Raw genomic sequence first — 17,300 nt, 5'->3', positions numbered from 1 at the left:
GTATGACGGTCTTAAAATAGTTAATGGATTATCGAAATGCGCAACATTTGTTGCGCAAACACCAAAATATTAGGGGAGGAAAACGGTATGAAGAAAATATCCTGGGGGAAAACGTTGTCTGTGATCATGGCTGCGGCAATGGCAGTCAGCCAGTTGATGCCGGTTACGGCTAAGGCTGCGGAGGAAGAGATTCTTTTGGAAGAAGCCGGAGAAGATGCGGTATTCGAAGACGATGCAGATGTCAAGAATATCGAAGAGGCCGCGGGCAGCGCAGACAAGAGTGCAGACAATGAGTATGAGCAGCTGATCCTTACAGAAGATGCTGCTGAGAGCGCAGAGGATGCGCCTGAACTTACGGAAGAATCGGTGGAGCTACCGGAGGAGTCAGGCAGCATTGAGATTAATAACCCCGACATGGAAGAGGACATCTGGGGCGACCTGGCAGGCTGGAGCGTAGCGGTAAGCGACTGGGATGCTACAGGGGCTTCCATCAAGAGCTACAGCTATTCATCGGATTCCTGGATGAACAAGCCTTCAGACGGCTCCGACAGCGGCGTTAACTTCTGGTTCGGAAACGGCGACGGCGTTCTTACTTTTTCACAGGAAATAAATCTTAGCGCAGGAACCTATACATTATCCTCAGAGGCTATGGGAGAAGGGGCTATCTTTGCAGTCGCATTCGGAGAGTATTCTTCCGAGGGCCAGAGTCTTACGGGCTATAATAACTGGCTTACGGAAGAGACCTCTTTTACCCTTGAAGAAGAACTTACAGCTGCGGTAACTGTGACCTTCAATGTCAAGAAGGATGGCTGGGGCTATCTTAATAATGTGAAGCTTGTAAGAAAGACCGAAGGCGGCGATGAGCCGGGCCCCGGAGAAGAAGAGGTTACCCCGGTGGATGCAGATATTTATGTGGAAAGAGTAAATGGCCTTGGAGATGACTTTATCTCCGGTGTGGACGTCAGCTCCTATGTGGCTGAGAAGAACAGCGGTGTAAAATACTATGATTTTGACGGCAATGAGCTGGATGATCAGGGCTTTTTTGATTTCCTTGCAGGCTGCGGTGTCAACTATGTGAGGATCCGTGTCTGGAACGATCCGACCGATGGTAATGGTAACTACTACGGCGGCGGAAACTGCGATATCGAGGTGGCCAAAAAGATCGGAAGCCTTGCAACAGCAGCAGGCATGAAGGTTCTCATCGACTTCCACTACTCGGATTTCTGGGCTGATCCCGGCAAGCAGACAGCACCCAAGGCCATGAAGAACATGAGCCTTGATGAGAAGGCTGCAGCTATAGAGAAATTTACAGTAACCAGTCTGGAGAGCCTCATTGCGACAGGCGTTGATGTTGGAATGGTTCAGATCGGCAACGAGACCAACAACGGTGTCGCCGGGGAAAAGAGCTGGGATGGCATGGCTAAGATCTTTTCCGCAGGCAGCAGTGCTGTAAGAAAAGTAGCGGCAGCTTCAGGAAAAGAGATTCTCGTAGCAGTTCATTTCACCAATCCGGAAAAGAGTGGAAGATATGCTTCCTACGCTAAGAATCTTGACAGCTATGGGGTTGATTATGACGTTTTTGCATCATCTTATTATCCGTACTGGCACGGAACTCTGGAGAATCTTACCGGTGTTCTGAGCGATGTGGCTGAGGCCTATGGCAAGAAGGTCATGGTTGCTGAGACATCCTATATCCACACCTGGGAGGACGGCGATGGCCACGGCAATACTGAGTATCAGGGCAAAAGCGGAGATGTCTACGGCTTTGACGTATCGGTTCAGGGCCAGGCCAATTCAGTTCGCAGCGTAATAAATGCAGTTGCTGACGCAAAGAACGGTATAGGCGTATTCTATTGGGAACCCGCCTGGATTCCTGTTCAGGTATATGACAAGAGCGCAGATAATGCGGCAGAGGTCCTCACACAGAACAAGGAGATCTGGGAGACCTACGGAAGCGGCTGGGCCAGCTCTTATGCAGGAGATTATGACAAGGACGCAGGCACCTGGTACGGCGGATCTGCGGTAGATAACGAGGGATGGTTTGACTTTAACGGACATCCGCTTGCAACCGCAAGGATCTTCAATTATGTGAGAACAGGAACCACAGCACCTGTTACCGTAACTTCAGTAAAGACAAGTGATGTGACAATAGAGCTTGGAGAGAGCGTAGAGCTTCCGACTGTAACGCTCGTATATTCCGACGGTAGCACCAAAGAGGTAGAGGCATCCTGGAACGGAAGCGACATCAAATATGCTCTGTATATGGGAGTTGGAACCTATACGATTGAAGGCGTAGTGACCCTTGATGACAAAACTATCCTGGTGTCCTGCACACTGACAATACTTCCCGTTAACCAGCTTAAGAATCCGGGCTTTGAAGATTCAGACATGTCCATGTGGCAGATTACCGATGCGAATTCCTGCGTCGGAAGGCAGGCTGATTCCAGCAATGTTCGCACAGGCAGCTACTGTCTCAAGTTCTGGGATAACAAGCCCATTAACTATACGGTCACTCAGAAGGTAACCCTTGATGCAGGTATATATTACCTCGGCACACATATCGAGGGCGGCGATGCAGGAAGCGATGCCAAGTTCGTTCTTTTTGCAGAAAAAGGAGGAGTTCGTCAGGAAACAGAGACCGGAGTGACAAGCTGGCAGAACTGGGAGAATCCTGAGGTAAAAGAGATTCTTGTTTACAACGACGGCACCGAGCTTACCGTCGGCGTAAGCGTACAGGCACAGGCAGGAGCCTGGGGCGCCTGGGACGACTTCTATCTCTACAGAGACGGCGACGGCATTCCGATCGAACCCATAATAGAAGGCGAAGAGGCCGGCGTTACAGGCAACTGGAAGAACAAGTGGGGCAGCACCTACTTTGTTAAGAACGACGGAACCAAGGCCACCGGCTATGTGATGGTAGACGGAGTATATTATTACTTTAATGCAAAAGGAGGCATGACTAAGAGTGCCTTCGTCGAATTCCCTGAAGGCAAGCGCTTCTTCGACAAAGAAGGCAAAGAAGTTCACGGCTTCATGATGAGATGGGGAATAACCTATTACTTTGATCAGGATGGAATCATGCAGACCGGCAAGGTAAATATCGATGGCAAATACTACTATTTCAAACCAAACGGCAGCATGCAGAGATTAACATTCATTACCATAGATGGCAACAAGTACTATTTCCTCTCCGACGGAACTATGGCCATCGGAACCTTCAAGAAATGGGGCAAGACATATAATACCGATGCTGACGGTGTGATCCTTAACTAATTGAGATAAAGTGACTAAGCCCAATAGCAAATGCAGCACCCCTCGAATGAGAAGGATGCTGCATTTGTTTTGAAGAACGATGATTGGTATAATGTTTATGTATATACTTAATCTTGGAGAGTGTGGGATGAATAAACTTCTGATCATTTATGCCGCTGTGATTTTTATCTTCGCCGTAGTGCTATTCACATATGCCGAGCTTCATAAAAATGCGGAGCAGGAACCGGAAACCTACAAGTGGATGAAGGTCTTTTCCTTTGTGCTTCTCGCCATTGCAGTGGTCTGCTTTTTTGGCGGCAAGGGATAAGCGTTATTTACTCCAGGTGCGAAGTCCCGCAAAAGCGCAGGAAGACAGATCAAGTCCGCAGTCAACGCTTGAAAGTGTGCGAAGGCTGGGCTTAAATTCCTGTAAACGTATTGCCTGGAGATTCTTGAGGAAATTAGCGGTTGCATTGGAAATGGTTGATTGCTTGTTTGCCATAGAGTCACCTCCTTGTGATAACAAAGGACATTAACGTGGTCAAAATGAGCATCAATATTAGAAATATCAAGATATTATCTGTCTTTCATTTGCCTTTATTATAATTGACAAAAAATGGTGTGAAAAGTGGTAAACTATGTAAAATATGCCTATTTTGAAATAATCATTCACACTTTTTCGAAAAATGAGTTATAATATTCCTAATATGTGTATATAACATTCTTAGAAGGGGAGGAAAAAATCATGGCAGCAAGCAAGGTTAGTGCTAAAATTGAGCTTCAGTTCGGAGACAAGGCTTACACTGAGGACCAGATCGTATCCATGGCTAAGAAGGCATACGGCGGCAAGGACATTAAGAGCCTTGACATCTATGTTAAGCCTGAGGAGAGCAAGGCATACTATGTTGTTAATGGTGACGCAACCGGCAGCGTAGAGCTTTGATTTTTTTTCAAACATGCAGAAGCGGACAGGAACCTTCCTGTCCGCTTTTTTCATTGGAAAAGCCAGTATAGTTTGTAGGCTTTTGGAATTCGGAAAAATAATGTGTTCAGGGCAATGCGGATATGAGAGCCTGCATCATCCATGATTTTTATTCCTTCCCTGCGACAGTACTCCTTAAGCTCGGGAGTAAAGCACATAAGGTTATTCTCGTGGTTGGAGCCCTTGGCATAAGCAGGGATATTTTGTACCCTTGCTCTGGCTGCGCGGTTGATGACGATCTGGTGAGAAGGCTCCAGCGGATATCTGTCCAGGATTATCAGCTCAGTACCCGGAGCTGCGAACAGGATGTTGTGTGCTATGGTTCCTGTTGTGGTCACCAGGGTTTTGCAGTGGCTGTAGTACCAGATCTGGTGACGGAAGGGAATTTCTTCCGGGTATAATACCTTGAAACCGGCAGCAGCAAATACTTTTTCCACGGAGGCTTCACCTAATTGTTTGCTCCCTCTCGAGATGCGGGATCTGGACAGATAGATCTTGTCATAGGTTTCCAAATCCTCTTTTATCACATCTGCCACATATCTGAAAGGTGCAATAAAACTGTCTGATATGTAATGACCCGGGTAGTAGGAAACATCGGGGATATAGATTTTTTTGTATCTCGTTAGTTTCTGCGGCTTGATAATATCTTTTTTGGCATCTATTCCGAACAGGCCAAACCACTCTTCGAAAAAGGATTGCCGGCCTTCGATGTTAGCCAGTATCTTTTTGCCCTTGGAGATATTTTCCAATAGCCCCCACATGCGAACTGTGCCGTCCACCATGAAGTGGCCCCAGTGGCTTCTGATAAAGCCAAGATAAAAGACTTCCTCGTCTACATAGTCACATTCCTCAGAGCCTGTAAGGTCGTCGCAAATCGCATATTCCTCTTTGCCCACTCTTCGTTTGCTGGTATTTTCTATGAAGTGACCGTCTGCGTCAAAGGCGAAGAGGCACTGCTCATCCGGCAGTATATAGGCGTTCTGATATTCGCGTATTCTAATGTCGTTGTTTGTACTTAATTCCATTATTATTCTCCGATTCATGGCGATTATGATTATTATAGCCAAAAGGTTTTCAAAGGACAAATCATGTTATATCACATAATTCACTGTTATGTTATTATTTAAAAGAATATGAGAAAAAACAAGGAAGGCACATTGGATGTTTATACTGCGTGATCTGAAAATACTTTTAAAATCTCTGCTGATACTGGGCATATGCATCGTAGCGGGGTATCTCCTCCTGATCCTTGTCTACATGCTTCCCACAGGCAATATCAGAACAAATATCAAGAACTGCATAGAGCAGTATGAGACATTCCAGACTTTTCCCGAGTGGGCAAGGGGATATCAGTTTACCGCAACCGATGATTACACGGATGCCACCTATATCCTTCCAAATGCCGTATATCCGGGGGAAGGTGATGAAAAGAATCCTTTCAAGAATGCAGCGCTGGTTCCGCATAATGATTATGTTGGCGTTATCCATGACATAGTCTATGAACTTAGCGATAACTTCAGAAGTGAAGAGATAGATAGTTTTCCTTTCTGCTATACCAGATACTGGCATGGCTATCTTGTGATTCTTAAGCCCCTTCTGTGTATCTTTAGTTTGAATATCGTCAGAATGATGAATGCCGGTTTGGAGTTTATATTAATGGCTCTGATACTTATGCTGGCAGTGAAAAAGTCCGGCAACATGAAGCTTGCGCTGTCACTTATGGTGTCATTTATGCTGCTTAATCCTATCAGCTGCGCCATCAATTTCCAGCTGGCGGCGGTTATGAATATAATCCTTGTGGCGATCATGATCCTTATGCTGTGGGGAGATAAGATAACACCGGAAAAGGGAGCGCCGTTTTTCTTCCTTGTAATAGGGATAGCGGTGGCATATTTCGATTTTCTTACATATCCATTGGCATCACTGATCCTGCCACTTAGTGTTTATCTCTGGCTCCATCATACTGAAATCTGCGGTGCAGAAGGAGATAACAGCAGTAAGTTCTGGCAAGGTCCTGTTTTCCTTATAAGAAGCGGATTCTTCTGGGCCTTTGGCTACGGCGCATTCTGGCTGTCCAAGTGGGTGCTGGCAACAGTTGTTTCTGCTATTACAGGGGCAAACGAGTATCCTCTTAAGGATGCGATGAAGGAAGTGGGCTACAGAAGCGGCCTGTCGGGAGAGGGCTATCCCTATCCTATGGTAGTTCTCAAAAATATCATGGTTCTGGCTAACTGGCCCGTTATCATTTTGATCCTTGCTGTGATCGCAGCTCTTATTGTCTATGGAATAAAGAACAAGGGAAGAGGTAAAAAAACAATTCCGGCGTATGTTTGCATTATGATCGTACCTTTTTTATGGTGCGCGGTTACACTGGAGCATTCCTATGATCATGCGGTGTTCGCATTCAGAAACATGGCCTCAGCAATACTGCCGTTTATGCTGCTGGGACTGAGGGATTAAGCCCTTTCCATTCTTTTATATCGTTAACTTGCATAGTGTGATATAATGTAGTGTCGAGTATTATGTGCATGGAGCAAAGTTGTGAAAAATCAAGGCATAGCCGTTGAAGATACCAAACTTAATATCGCCATGCTGGGCCAGAAACGTGTGCCTTCAAGGGAGGGCGGCGTTGAGGTTGTAGTGGAGGAACTGTCGGTAAGAATGGCCAGGAAGGGGCATAATGTTACCTGTCTTAACAGATCGGGACATCATGTGGCCGGCGAAGAGTATGATGCCATTGTAGGGCATTCCTACAAGGGGGTTAGACTTAAGAGTGTTCCAACCATTAACAGGAAGGGATACGCTGCCGCAACAGCGTCCTTTTTTGGTGCGCTTTTGGCTGCACTTGGAAGGTATGATGTGGTACATTTCCACGCTGAGGGCCCCTGCGCCACCATGTGGATACCCAAGCTCTTCAGAAAAAGGTGTATAGCCACCATCCACGGCCTTGATCACAGAAGGCAGAAATGGGGCGCCTTTGCCAGCAAGTATATTATGAAGGGCGAAAAATGTGCCGTAAAATATGCGGATGAGATCATAGTTCTGTCCAAGAGTGTACAGGATTATTTCAAGGAGACCTACGGAAGGGATACGATTCTTATTCCCAACGGTGTCAACAGACCTGTTGCCACGCAGCCGGAGCTGATCTCTAAGAAGTTTGGTTTATCCAAGGACGGATACATTCTTTTCCTGGGAAGACTTGTTCCCGAGAAGGGGTTAGAGTACCTGATAAGGGCCTTCAAAGAAGTAGACACCGACAAGAAACTGGTTATAGCCGGTGGCAGCAGTGACATGAAGGAATTCGAAGAAGGTCTCAAGAAACTTGCAGCAGGCGATGACAGAATCGTGTTTACAGGCTTTGTTCAGGGAAGGATATTGTCAGAACTACTAAGTAACTGTTATACTTACGTTCTTCCTTCGGACCTTGAAGGAATGCCTCTTACTCTTTTGGAAGCCATGAGCTACGGTCAGTGCTGTCTTGTATCCGACATACCCGAGTGTATCGATGTGGTAGAGGATAAGGCCATGGCCTTTAAGAAGGGCGATTACAAGGACCTTAGGGATAAGCTGCAGATTCTTTTGTCAGACCCGGACATGGTCGTAAGGTACAGACAAGACGCAGCCCCCTTCGTATGTGAAAAGTATAAATGGGACAAGGTTGTTGAGGATACACTTGATGTATACCGCGGCACCTATAAGAAAAAATTCAGTAATTGAGGATTATCATATGGAAAAAGAAAAACTGGCAATTAACGGCGGAACCCCCGTCAGAAAAGAAAAGATCTATTATGGCCGCCAGTGGATTGACGACAATGATGTCAAGGCTGTTACACAGGCCCTTGTGGGTGACCTTATCACCTGCGGCCCCCAGGTTACAGCCCTTGAGAAAAAGCTCTGTGAAGTGACTGAGGCGAAGTACGCCGTTGCAGTAGCCAACGGAACAGCAGCTCTGCACTGCGCCATGATAGCAGCAGGCGTAGGCCCCGGAGATGAGGTTATCACCACACCCATGACCTTCGCGGCATCAGCCAATTGCGCAGTATATGTGGGAGCGAAGCCTGTTTTTGCAGACATCGATCCCGAGACCTACAATATCGATCCCGATAGCATCGAGGCCCATATCACAGACAGGACCAAGGCTGTTGTGGCGGTGGACTTCACCGGACAGGCCGTTGATCACGACAGGATCAGCGCCATCTGCAAAAAGCACGGACTGATCTTTATCATAGACGGTGCCCACGCCATCGGAACCAAATACAAGGGTGTTCCTGAAGGCTCCCTGGCAGATATGACCTGCTTTAGCTTCCATCCCGTTAAGACTGTTACATCAGGAGAGGGCGGAGCCATTACCACCAACGATCCTGAGCTCTTTAAGAAGCTTCATCTTGCTTCCCAGCACGGAATCACCAAGAATCCCGAGGAGTTCGAGGGCGAATGCGAGGGACCCTGGAGCTATGAGATGCAGACCCTTGGATTTAACTACCGTATGACGGATTTTCAGGCAGCTCTTTTGATAAGTCAGCTGAACAGGCTCCAGGAGTTCTCCAAGAGAAGGAGCGAAATAGTTAATAAGTACAACGAAGCCTTCAAGGACGTTCCTGAGATCATAGTTCAGCAGGAAATCCCTGAGTCCGACACCACAAGGCATCTGTATATCATAAGACTTAACTTTGACAGATTATCCTGCACCAGAAGAGAGTTCTTCGATGCCATGAGCGCCGAGAACGTTCAGTGTCAGGTTCATTACATACCGGTTTATTACTTCCCCTTCTACAAGAGAATGGGATATGAGAAGGGCCTGTGCCCTGTAGCTGAGAAGGTATACGAGGGAATCATCAGTATTCCTCTTTATCCTCTTCTTACAGACGCTGATGTTGATGATGTTATAGCGGCAGTCAAGAAGATCGTAAATTGGTACAAAAAGGAGATTTAAATAAATGGAAAAATCAATTTTAGATAACAAGACCATACTTGTAACCGGCGGAACAGGTTCTTTCGGACATTGCTTCACCGAGTATGTGCTTGAGCACTACAACCCTAAGAAGATCATCATTTACTCCCGCGATGAGTTCAAGCAGTTCACAATGGCTAATGAGAAGGTTTACAAAGAGCACGCAGATAAGATGAGATTTTTCATCGGCGATGTAAGAGACGGCGCAAGACTTGAGAGAGCCTGCGAGAATGTTGATTATATTGTGCATGCAGCAGCTCTGAAGCAGGTTCCTGCCTGTGAGTACAACCCTGATGAGGCTATCAAGACCAACATCAACGGTGCTCAGAATGTTATCAATGCAGCCCTTAAGACCGGCGTTAAGAGAGTTGTAGCTCTTTCTACAGATAAGGCCGTTGATCCCGTTAACCTTTACGGCGCAACCAAGATGGTTTCCGACAAGCTCTTTATCGCAGCTAATGCTTATGCAGGCAGCAAGGATATCAACTTCTCAATCGTAAGATACGGAAATGTAGCCGGTTCCAGAGGTTCTATCATTCCTCTTTTCAAGACTCTTGCAGAGAGAGGAGAGAAGGAGCTTCCTATTACCGACTTCAGAATGACAAGATTCTGGATCAGCCTTCCCGAAGGTGTTGAGCTTGTTCTCAAGGCTCTTTCAGAGGCTAAGGGCGGCGAGACCTTCATCAGTAAGATCCCTTCCTTCAAGATCACAGATCTTGCAGAGGCTATGTATCCCGGAATTGCCACCAAGGAAATCGGCATCAGACCCGGCGAGAAGCTTGATGAAGTTATGGTTACCAAGGAAGATGCTCCCAACACCTATGAGTATGAGAAGCACTTCATCGTTTATCCTCAGATGTCTTTCTCCCATGAGATTGAGATTGCTCCCGGTGGAAAGAGAGTTCCTGAGGGCTTCTACTACAGCTCCGGCAACAATACAGAATGGATGAGCGTAGAAGACATCCGTGCACGTCTCTCAGAGGCTGTAGAGCACTGATAGCGGACGATGAAAAAATTGGGGTCTGACCCCAATTTTTTTTGCACATAGCGTGAGGCCAGTATTTATCAGTGGTTGCGAAAATATAAATTGTGTCTAAACTGTGAATTGGGGTCAGACCCCAATTTTAGTTTTGTGTGGTATAATATTCATATGTTTCCAATAAAACATTCAATTTGCAGAATGGAGGGTTTGCTTATGAAGTATGTATGTGGCACCTGTGGATATATTTATGATGAAGCTGCCGGCGATCCGGATAACGGAATTGCTCCGGGAACCAAGTGGGACGATCTTCCTGCAGATTTTGTTTGTCCCCTTTGCGGTGTAGGCAAGGAAGAGTTTGCTGTAGAAGCTTGATGAGATGATTGTAAAGTAAAAGGCTATGCACTTTTTGAACGAGGTGCATAGCCTTTTTAATGTAATTATTTCGGTGTTTATCGCAGTCCTTTGAAATAGTCGTAGCAATAACCTATGTAGGCTGCGAAATATGCGATGGCGCAGATCCATAACGGGATGGGACTTCCGTATATCAGTGCATTTGAATAGGTACAGATGGAGCATATCATCATGGAGATAGGAACCCACAAATACTTTCTGCGGAACATGAGGACATATACGAAAACAAAGATGATGGCGGTGTAATCATATCTCTCATGCATTGCGGGAAGGAACATATAGCAGGTCCAGATACACAGTCCTGTCAGCTGGAATACTCTTTTAAGGTCAAGTTTGTCCTTCTGCATAAAGGAATAGTAGGCTATGATGACGAAAATGGCTATAGTTGTCAAAATCGCAGCTCTGTAGAGCCCGTAGTAGTCGTTAAGTCCAAGCAGGTAGAAACCGGGAGTATTGATCGTCATGGCATCTTCCTGGCCCATCTGTCCCAGATAGGTCTTATAGACGTCCTGCCAGCGTCTTCCGCAGGCAATGGCGGGAATGCCGAAGGCAATGTACCAGGCCGGAATTTGGAAGAACTGGAAAAATGTGAACTTGTGGAAGCACACATAGGCTATAATAAAGAACGGAAGCACAAATATCATCTGAAGCTTGAAGCAAAAGCCCACAGACAAAAGTACAAAGGCAAGCGTATGCTTTTCCTTCAGAAGATAATACAGGCTTGCAAAGGTAAACATTGTATAAATGGAATCACACTGTTTCCAAAGGGATGAATTAAGTATCACATGGGGGAGATACAAAGTTGCTACAGCTACAAACAGTGCGAACTTACCATAATTCTCGGATTGATCCATACCTATTTTGGCGCCTATCAGACGCAGCAGCTTATAGATATAGTACACGCTGATATATTCCATTGCACAGAAGAATATGCTAAGGGGTACCCAGGGTTCAACCGGCAGAAGTGAAAACAGAGCGTACAACAGGTTGAAGGGTACGTAGTAATCACCTATTCCCTGCCTCAGACAGGAGACAATTCCATCAGTTCTATACTGTTCGATCCAGGGCTTATAGAAGGTGTTGTAGTCACCGGACAAAAAGGTGTTGGGCGCCAAGGTCCATCTTATCATCACGGATACTGCCAAGAGAAGCAGCATTACTATATGAAAAGCGTGCTTGCAGCAAAAGTCATAGAGTTTTTTATCAATTGTTTGCATGGTTATTCTCCCCAAAACTAATTTCAACAAATTTCAGTATAACGCAAAATTTGCGCAAAATGAAGTAATGGAACCCCTTAACTTTCCATAAGGGGATGCATGTGTTAAAATGACCTTTGAGATTTTAATGCGGAATGGAGAACCGGTAGATGAGTTCACAGAAGAAGGGGAAATATATATACAGGGCAGCATGCACATTGGTCTTTGCTATTTTTGCAACAGGCGTATTTATGATGTGGTGGTATGAATTTGCCAAAGAGAATAACCAGACGGGACATCTTTTGGGTTATGCCAACCTTTTAATGTCAGCAGGAATATATTTCATCTTGTACCTTATACTGGGTAAGGCTCTTAAGGCGTTCAGGATTGGTGTGGACAGAAAGGCTAACCTGCTTGCTTCGCAGGTGTTGACTCTTTTTTGTACTAATGCACTTGAAACCCTTGTATCCTGCGCTATAACCGGCCAGTTCAGATTTTTCCCGGCTTTTTTGTGGCGATATGCACTGGTATTTTTGATTCAGTCGGTGGTTCTTTGCTTTGCTACTTTATTATTGGTTGATATTTACAGGAAAATTTTCCCTCCCCACAGGATTCTTGAAGTATTCTGTGACCGCACCGGAGGCAAGCTCCATTTCATGGATGGAAGACCGGATAAGTACAGCATCGGCGAGTCCATCAATATAGATAAATTGGACGGGAATCTGCAGCCTATATATGACAAGATGTCAGGTTACGATGCGGTCCTTATCAATGATATTCCATCAGAAGTTAAGAACGACATATTAAAAGAGTGCTTCAGCAGGGATAAGAGAGTCTACTTTACTCCGAAGATTTCCGATATTATCGAAAAACATTCAGAGGAGATCAACCTCTTCGATACACCTCTTTATTTGTGCAGAAACAGCGGTATTTCACCCTGGCAGCTGGCAATTAAGAGATTTTTTGATGTGCTGTTATCTCTCATTGGAATAATTCTGACCAGCCCGATCCTTCTGATAACCGCGCTTGCCATTAAACTGGAGGATGGCGGCCCTGTTTTCTTCAGACAGGAGAGGACTACCATTGGCGGCAAGGAATTCAGCATTCTGAAATTCCGCTCCATGATCGTTGATGCGGAGAAGGATGGAAGACCACACCCTGCAGGAGAGAAGGATGATCGTATCACCAAGGTGGGCCATATTATCAGACCAACCAGAATAGACGAGCTTCCACAGCTTATCAATATTATCCGTGGTGATATGTCCATCGTTGGACCAAGACCCGAGCGTATCGAGCATGTGAAGAAGTACACCGAGGATGTTCCTGAGTTTGAGCTTCGCCTTAAGGTAAAGGGCGGTCTTACGGGCCCTGCACAGGTTTTTGGTAAATACAATACCAGCCCCTTGAATAAGCTTAAGATGGATCTGTATTACATAACCAATTATTCAATTCTGTTGGATCTTCAGATATTATTTGAGACAGTCAAGATTCTTGTTCAGAAGGACAGCACAGAGGGATTCTCAGAGGAAAAACAGGATGAGATGCACGATGCGTGAGCATCTCGTTATAGTAAAGGAATTGTGATCCGGTAATGATATCTATAGTTACAGTGACTTACAACAGTGAAAAAACTGTAAGTCGGACAATTGAATCAGTACTAAGACAGAGTGTCGGTGTCCTGGAGCATATCATCGTTGATGGCAAATCCTCCGACAAGACTCTTGAGATTGTGGAATCCTACAGGCAGCAGTATGAAGCTAAGGGTTATGTTCTTAAGGTTATCTCAGAGAAGGACAGAGGTCCCTATGATGGCATGAACAAAGGTGTATCCATTGCTACGGGAGACTACATCGGTATTCTTAACAGCGACGATGCCTATGATAACAATGCCCTTGAGATTGTAGAGAAGGCTGTAGCAGACGGCAGCGCTGATATTTATATGGGCGCCATCCGCATTCATAACGGCGAATCACAGATAATTGAGAAACATGCTAAGGATGGTCGGTATCAGACCTCCCGCCATTTCAATCACCCCGCTATGTATGCATCCCGCAGCTGCTACAAGGATGTGGGACTCTATGGCATAGAGAATGTTCACTCAGACTACGGATGGTACTTGAAGGCTCTTAAGATGGGCAAGAAGGTCACGATAATCCCGCAGGTTCTTGCTGATTTCTACATCGGCGGCTGGAGTTCCAAGAAATCCTTTAAGAACACACTTGAGCGAATTAAGACCAAGTATCAGGTTTACAAGGAGAATGGCTATAGCAGACTCTATTATTTTGAATGCTTCGGTCAGGAGATCGCCAAGTATTTATTACTCAAATGAGATTAGAACACAGGTCAGTTAAGTAATGAAAGTTTTGTTGATTAATGCCGTTCTGGGGTATGGCTCTACGGGCAAAATCGTCCTTGATATTGCCAGGGAGTACGACGAGAAGGGCTTTGAGGTTAAAATAGCATACGGAAGAAAACCGGAGATTCCGGCGGGGGCTGAAAAATACGCGGTGCTTATCGGTAGTAAGGCTGATACTTACATGCACGGTATCTACACCCGCCTTACGGACAAACACGGACTGGGATCGAGACATGCAACGGCTAAGTTCCTGAAATGGGCCGAGGAATACAATCCCGATATTTTGTGGCTTCACAATATTCACGGTTATTATATAAACTATGAAATGCTCTTTGCATGGATCAAGTCCAGACCTGATATGAAGGTCAAGTGGACCCTTCATGACTGCTGGACATTTACAGGGCACTGCGCCTATTACACCTACGAAAAATGCGATAAATGGATGACCTGCTGCAGTGAATGTCCTTCACTAGCGCAGTATCCAAAGAGTAATCGCGACAACAGCAAGGATAATTATCTTAGGAAAAAGGCTGCATTTACAGGTGTTAAGAACCTGCAGATAATCACACCTTCAGCATGGCTTAAAGCTGAAGTTGAAAAGAGCTTTTTGGCAGAGTACCCGGTCGAAGTAATCTACAACAGGATAAATACTGAGGTGTTCAAGCCTACAGACAGTTCCTTCAGAAAGGACCATGATCTTGCGGACAAAAAGATGCTTCTTGGAGTTGCCAGCATCTGGGAGAGAAGGAAAGGTCTTGATGATTATATAGAGCTGTCAAGAATCCTTGATGCCAAGGCACCGGGCAGATACAAGATAGTTCTTGTGGGACTTAATGAAGCACAGATAGATGACCTTCATAAGCGAGGCATCGATATACTGGCACTTCCCAGAACAAGCAGTGCCACTAAGCTGGCAGAAATATATTCCGCCGCAGATGCATTTGTCAATCTTACCCATGAGGACAATCTGCCAACCGTCAATCTTGAGGCGGAGGCCTGCGGAACACCGGTAATAACTTATGATACAGGCGGCTGCGCCGAGACGATTCACAGACAGGACAGCGTTGTAGTACCGCAGGATATACAGGCTGTGAGCAAGATAATAACAGATGTGATATACTAAAAAGCGTAGTTTTGGAAAGAAAGGTTTTATATTTATATGAAAGCATTAATTCTTAATTCAGGAATGGGATCACGTATGGGCGTTCTGACTTCAGAGCATCCTAAGTGCATGACCGAGATTTCCTCAAAAGAGACAATATTGTCAAGACAGCTGACACAGCTCTGCGCAGCAGGCATTGAAGAGGTAGTAATGACTACAGGTCTTTTCGATGCGGTTTTGGTCAACTACTGTCAGAGTCTTGATCTTCCGATTCATTTTACTTTTGTGAAGAATCCCAAATATGACAGTACCAATTATATTTACAGTATCTACTGTGCAAGGGAGCATCTTGATGATGACATCATCCTTATGCACGGTGACCTTGTTTTTGAAAACGAGGTTCTGGACAGAATAATCGCTGCAAAGGACAGTTCCATGGCAGTATCCTCTACTCTTGAGCTTCCTGAGAAGGATTTTAAGGCTGTAGTTAGAAACGGCAAGGTAGAGAAGGTTGGAATAGAATTCTTTAATGAAGCTATGGAAGCGCAGGCTCTCTATAAGCTCAAGAAGGAAGACTGGAAGATCTGGCTTGATAAGATCTGCGAATTCTGTGAGAGCGGCAATACTAATGTCTATGCGGAGAATGCTCTTAACGAAGTGACAGATAAATGCGTTATTAAGCCCGCCGATATGAAGAATATGCTTTGCGCTGAGATCGATAATCCTGAAGATCTCGCTGTTGTAAGTTCCAAGCTTAAGGAAATTGAGTCAAGAGTGGTATATATGTGCTTTTCAACAGATATTATCCACGGAGGACATATAGCAATTATCAAAAAGGCTCAGAAGCTCGGTAAGCTTATTATAGGTGTTCTGTCCGATGAAGCTGTAGCCTCCTACAAGAGAATGCCTCTTGTTCCTTTCTCAGAGAGAAAGATAATGTTTGAGAATATTTCCGGTGTTTACAAGGTTGTTGAGCAGAAGACACTGTCCTACAAGGACAACCTTAAGGAGTACAGACCTGACATCGTTGTTCACGGAGATGACTGGCAGAACGGCTTCCAGAGACCCATAAGGGATGAAGTTACATCAATTCTTGCAACTTATGGCGGAAGACTTGTTGAGTATCCTTATGCCAGTGATGATAAGTACAAGGACATCGACAATCGCCAGAGAGCAGATCTTGCCATGCCTGATATCAGACGTGGAAGCCTTAGAAGAATGCTTGATGCCAAGGGCCTTGTTACTGCAATGGAAGCTCATGACGGTCTTACAGGCCTCGTGGTTGAGAATACAGTAGTTTATCAGAACGGCGGAGCACATCAGTATGACGCTATGTGGGTTTCTTCCCTGTGTGATTCCACGGCAAAGGGTAAGCCTGACATCGAGCTGGTTGATATGACCTCCCGTTTCAGAACAATAGAGGATATTACAGAGGTTACCACCAAGCCCATCATCTTCGACGGTGATACAGGCGGAAAGACAGAGCATTTTGTATACACCGTAAGGTCTCTTGAGAGACTGGGCGTATCAATGGTAATCATTGAAGATAAGACAGGACTTAAGAAAAACAGTCTTTTCGGAACTGAGGTAGTACAGACGCAGGACAGCATCGAGAGCTTTTCCGAGAAGATTCGTGCAGGTAAAAAGGCACAGCGCACCAAGGAGTTCATGATCTGTGCAAGAATAGAGAGCCTTATCCTTGAACAGGGAATGGAGGATGCTCTTGAAAGAGCCTTTGCATTTGTAGCAGCAGGTGCAGATGCAATCATGATCCACAGCAGAAAGAAGGATCCTTCAGAGATATTTGAATTCCTTGAGAAATTCAGGGAAAAGAATTCCAAGACACCTGTGGTTTTGGTACCTACAAGCTTTAACTCTGTTAAAGAGGAAGAGTGGAAGGAAAGAGGCGCCAATGTAATAATATATGCAAATCAGCTGATGAGAGCTACCGTTCCGGCAATACAGGAGGCTGCAAGGATCATCCTTGAGAACCACCGCGCCGAGGAATGCGACAAGATGCTGATGCCGTTCAAAGACATTATAAGATTGATTCCTGATGAGGTTTGAT

Annotated in this window: 15 protein-coding genes; 12 read left to right on the top strand and 3 right to left on the bottom strand. The window is 45.4% G+C overall.

Features of this window, described 5'->3' with window-relative positions:
- Window positions 1-87: 87 nt before the first annotated feature.
- Window positions 88-3,273, top strand: coding sequence for a glycosyl hydrolase 53 family protein (locus tag NXH67_RS15855; RefSeq protein ID WP_272798008.1), 3,186 nt, complete (start codon window positions 88-90; stop codon window positions 3,271-3,273).
- A gap of 127 nt (window positions 3,274-3,400) precedes the next feature.
- Window positions 3,401-3,580, top strand: coding sequence for a hypothetical protein (locus tag NXH67_RS15850; RefSeq protein WP_022777700.1), 180 nt, complete (start codon window positions 3,401-3,403; stop codon window positions 3,578-3,580).
- Window positions 3,581-3,583: 3 nt separating this feature from the next.
- Here the strand turns inward: NXH67_RS15850 and NXH67_RS15845 are convergent, their stop codons facing one another.
- Window positions 3,584-3,754: a hypothetical protein gene (locus NXH67_RS15845; protein ID WP_272798007.1), complete on the bottom strand. Its 171-nt coding sequence runs from the start codon at window positions 3,752-3,754 to the stop codon at window positions 3,584-3,586.
- Window positions 3,755-3,997: 243 nt separating this feature from the next.
- Here NXH67_RS15845 and NXH67_RS15840 point away from each other — a divergent pair, with 243 nt between their 5' ends.
- A complete protein-coding gene (locus NXH67_RS15840; protein WP_022777698.1) occupies window positions 3,998-4,195 on the top strand; it encodes a DUF6465 family protein in 198 nt (65 codons plus the stop codon).
- A gap of 50 nt (window positions 4,196-4,245) precedes the next feature.
- Here NXH67_RS15840 and NXH67_RS15835 read toward each other — a convergent pair whose 3' ends face one another.
- Window positions 4,246-5,259: a glycosyltransferase 61 family protein gene (locus tag NXH67_RS15835; protein ID WP_272798006.1), complete on the bottom strand. Its 1,014-nt coding sequence runs from the start codon at window positions 5,257-5,259 to the stop codon at window positions 4,246-4,248.
- 136 nt (window positions 5,260-5,395) lie between these two features.
- Between NXH67_RS15835 and NXH67_RS15830 the strand changes: the two genes are divergently transcribed.
- The 5 genes from NXH67_RS15830 to NXH67_RS15810 all read left to right on the top strand — a co-directional run bounded on the left by NXH67_RS15830 (window position 5,396) and on the right by NXH67_RS15810 (window position 10,539).
- Window positions 5,396-6,694 carry a hypothetical protein gene (locus tag NXH67_RS15830; RefSeq protein ID WP_272798005.1) on the top strand — a complete coding sequence of 433 codons (1,299 nt, stop codon included), beginning with the start codon at window positions 5,396-5,398 and terminating at the stop codon, window positions 6,692-6,694.
- A gap of 129 nt (window positions 6,695-6,823) precedes the next feature.
- The gene (locus NXH67_RS15825; RefSeq protein WP_026668587.1) at window positions 6,824-7,951 is read left to right on the top strand and encodes a glycosyltransferase family 4 protein; all 1,128 of its coding nucleotides are present in this window, start codon (window positions 6,824-6,826) and stop codon (window positions 7,949-7,951) included.
- Between the two features lie 10 nt (window positions 7,952-7,961).
- Window positions 7,962-9,167: a UDP-4-amino-4,6-dideoxy-N-acetyl-beta-L-altrosamine transaminase gene (gene pseC / locus NXH67_RS15820; RefSeq protein WP_026668586.1), complete on the top strand. Its 1,206-nt coding sequence runs from the start codon at window positions 7,962-7,964 to the stop codon at window positions 9,165-9,167.
- A 4-nt stretch (window positions 9,168-9,171) separates the two neighbouring features.
- Window positions 9,172-10,182 carry a UDP-N-acetylglucosamine 4,6-dehydratase (inverting) gene (pseB, locus tag NXH67_RS15815; RefSeq protein WP_330676744.1) on the top strand — a complete coding sequence of 337 codons (1,011 nt, stop codon included), beginning with the start codon at window positions 9,172-9,174 and terminating at the stop codon, window positions 10,180-10,182.
- A gap of 198 nt (window positions 10,183-10,380) precedes the next feature.
- Window positions 10,381-10,539 carry a rubredoxin gene (locus tag NXH67_RS15810; RefSeq protein ID WP_022777692.1) on the top strand — a complete coding sequence of 53 codons (159 nt, stop codon included), beginning with the start codon at window positions 10,381-10,383 and terminating at the stop codon, window positions 10,537-10,539.
- A gap of 77 nt (window positions 10,540-10,616) precedes the next feature.
- Here NXH67_RS15810 and NXH67_RS15805 read toward each other — a convergent pair whose 3' ends face one another.
- Entirely contained in the window at window positions 10,617-11,795 is a 1,179-nt protein-coding gene (locus NXH67_RS15805; protein WP_272798004.1) for a hypothetical protein, read from the bottom strand.
- Window positions 11,796-11,944: 149 nt separating this feature from the next.
- On the opposite strand from NXH67_RS15805, the gene NXH67_RS15800 reads away from it, so the two are divergent.
- The 4 genes from NXH67_RS15800 to aepX are packed head-to-tail and all read left to right on the top strand — an operon-like array spanning window position 11,945 to window position 17,299.
- The gene (locus NXH67_RS15800) at window positions 11,945-13,330 is read left to right on the top strand and encodes a sugar transferase (protein ID WP_272798003.1); all 1,386 of its coding nucleotides are present in this window, start codon (window positions 11,945-11,947) and stop codon (window positions 13,328-13,330) included.
- Window positions 13,331-13,365: 35 nt separating this feature from the next.
- Window positions 13,366-14,103: a glycosyltransferase family 2 protein gene (locus NXH67_RS15795; protein WP_022777688.1), complete on the top strand. Its 738-nt coding sequence runs from the start codon at window positions 13,366-13,368 to the stop codon at window positions 14,101-14,103.
- A gap of 25 nt (window positions 14,104-14,128) precedes the next feature.
- Window positions 14,129-15,253 carry a glycosyltransferase gene (locus NXH67_RS15790; RefSeq protein WP_272798002.1) on the top strand — a complete coding sequence of 375 codons (1,125 nt, stop codon included), beginning with the start codon at window positions 14,129-14,131 and terminating at the stop codon, window positions 15,251-15,253.
- A 36-nt stretch (window positions 15,254-15,289) separates the two neighbouring features.
- The gene (gene aepX, locus NXH67_RS15785) at window positions 15,290-17,299 is read left to right on the top strand and encodes a phosphoenolpyruvate mutase (RefSeq protein ID WP_272798001.1); all 2,010 of its coding nucleotides are present in this window, start codon (window positions 15,290-15,292) and stop codon (window positions 17,297-17,299) included.
- Window position 17,300 lies beyond the last annotated feature (1 nt).

The sequence above is a fragment of the Butyrivibrio sp. DSM 10294 genome (assembly GCF_028539135.1).
Taxonomy (GTDB): Bacteria; Bacillota; Clostridia; order Lachnospirales; family Lachnospiraceae; genus Butyrivibrio.
This window is presented reverse-complemented; position numbering and strand designations above follow the sequence as displayed.

What these genes read in the sequence shown, in the direction of transcription:
- NXH67_RS15855 (WP_272798008.1), top strand. Translation starts at nt 88, where the DNA reads ATGAAGAAAATATCCTGGGGGAAAACGTTGTCTGTGATCATGGCTGCG.
- NXH67_RS15850 (WP_022777700.1), top strand. Translation starts at nt 3,401, where the DNA reads ATGAATAAACTTCTGATCATTTATGCCGCTGTGATTTTTATCTTCGCC.
- NXH67_RS15845 (WP_272798007.1), bottom strand. Translation starts at nt 3,754, where the DNA reads ATGGCAAACAAGCAATCAACCATTTCCAATGCAACCGCTAATTTCCTC.
- NXH67_RS15840 (WP_022777698.1), top strand. Translation starts at nt 3,998, where the DNA reads ATGGCAGCAAGCAAGGTTAGTGCTAAAATTGAGCTTCAGTTCGGAGAC.
- NXH67_RS15835 (WP_272798006.1), bottom strand. Translation starts at nt 5,259, where the DNA reads ATGGAATTAAGTACAAACAACGACATTAGAATACGCGAATATCAGAAC.
- NXH67_RS15830 (WP_272798005.1), top strand. Translation starts at nt 5,396, where the DNA reads ATGTTTATACTGCGTGATCTGAAAATACTTTTAAAATCTCTGCTGATA.
- NXH67_RS15825 (WP_026668587.1), top strand. Translation starts at nt 6,824, where the DNA reads ATGCTGGGCCAGAAACGTGTGCCTTCAAGGGAGGGCGGCGTTGAGGTT.
- pseC (WP_026668586.1), top strand. Translation starts at nt 7,962, where the DNA reads ATGGAAAAAGAAAAACTGGCAATTAACGGCGGAACCCCCGTCAGAAAA.
- pseB (WP_330676744.1), top strand. Translation starts at nt 9,172, where the DNA reads ATGGAAAAATCAATTTTAGATAACAAGACCATACTTGTAACCGGCGGA.
- NXH67_RS15810 (WP_022777692.1), top strand. Translation starts at nt 10,381, where the DNA reads ATGAAGTATGTATGTGGCACCTGTGGATATATTTATGATGAAGCTGCC.
- NXH67_RS15805 (WP_272798004.1), bottom strand. Translation starts at nt 11,795, where the DNA reads ATGCAAACAATTGATAAAAAACTCTATGACTTTTGCTGCAAGCACGCT.
- NXH67_RS15800 (WP_272798003.1), top strand. Translation starts at nt 11,945, where the DNA reads ATGAGTTCACAGAAGAAGGGGAAATATATATACAGGGCAGCATGCACA.
- NXH67_RS15795 (WP_022777688.1), top strand. Translation starts at nt 13,366, where the DNA reads ATGATATCTATAGTTACAGTGACTTACAACAGTGAAAAAACTGTAAGT.
- NXH67_RS15790 (WP_272798002.1), top strand. Translation starts at nt 14,129, where the DNA reads ATGAAAGTTTTGTTGATTAATGCCGTTCTGGGGTATGGCTCTACGGGC.
- aepX (WP_272798001.1), top strand. Translation starts at nt 15,290, where the DNA reads ATGAAAGCATTAATTCTTAATTCAGGAATGGGATCACGTATGGGCGTT.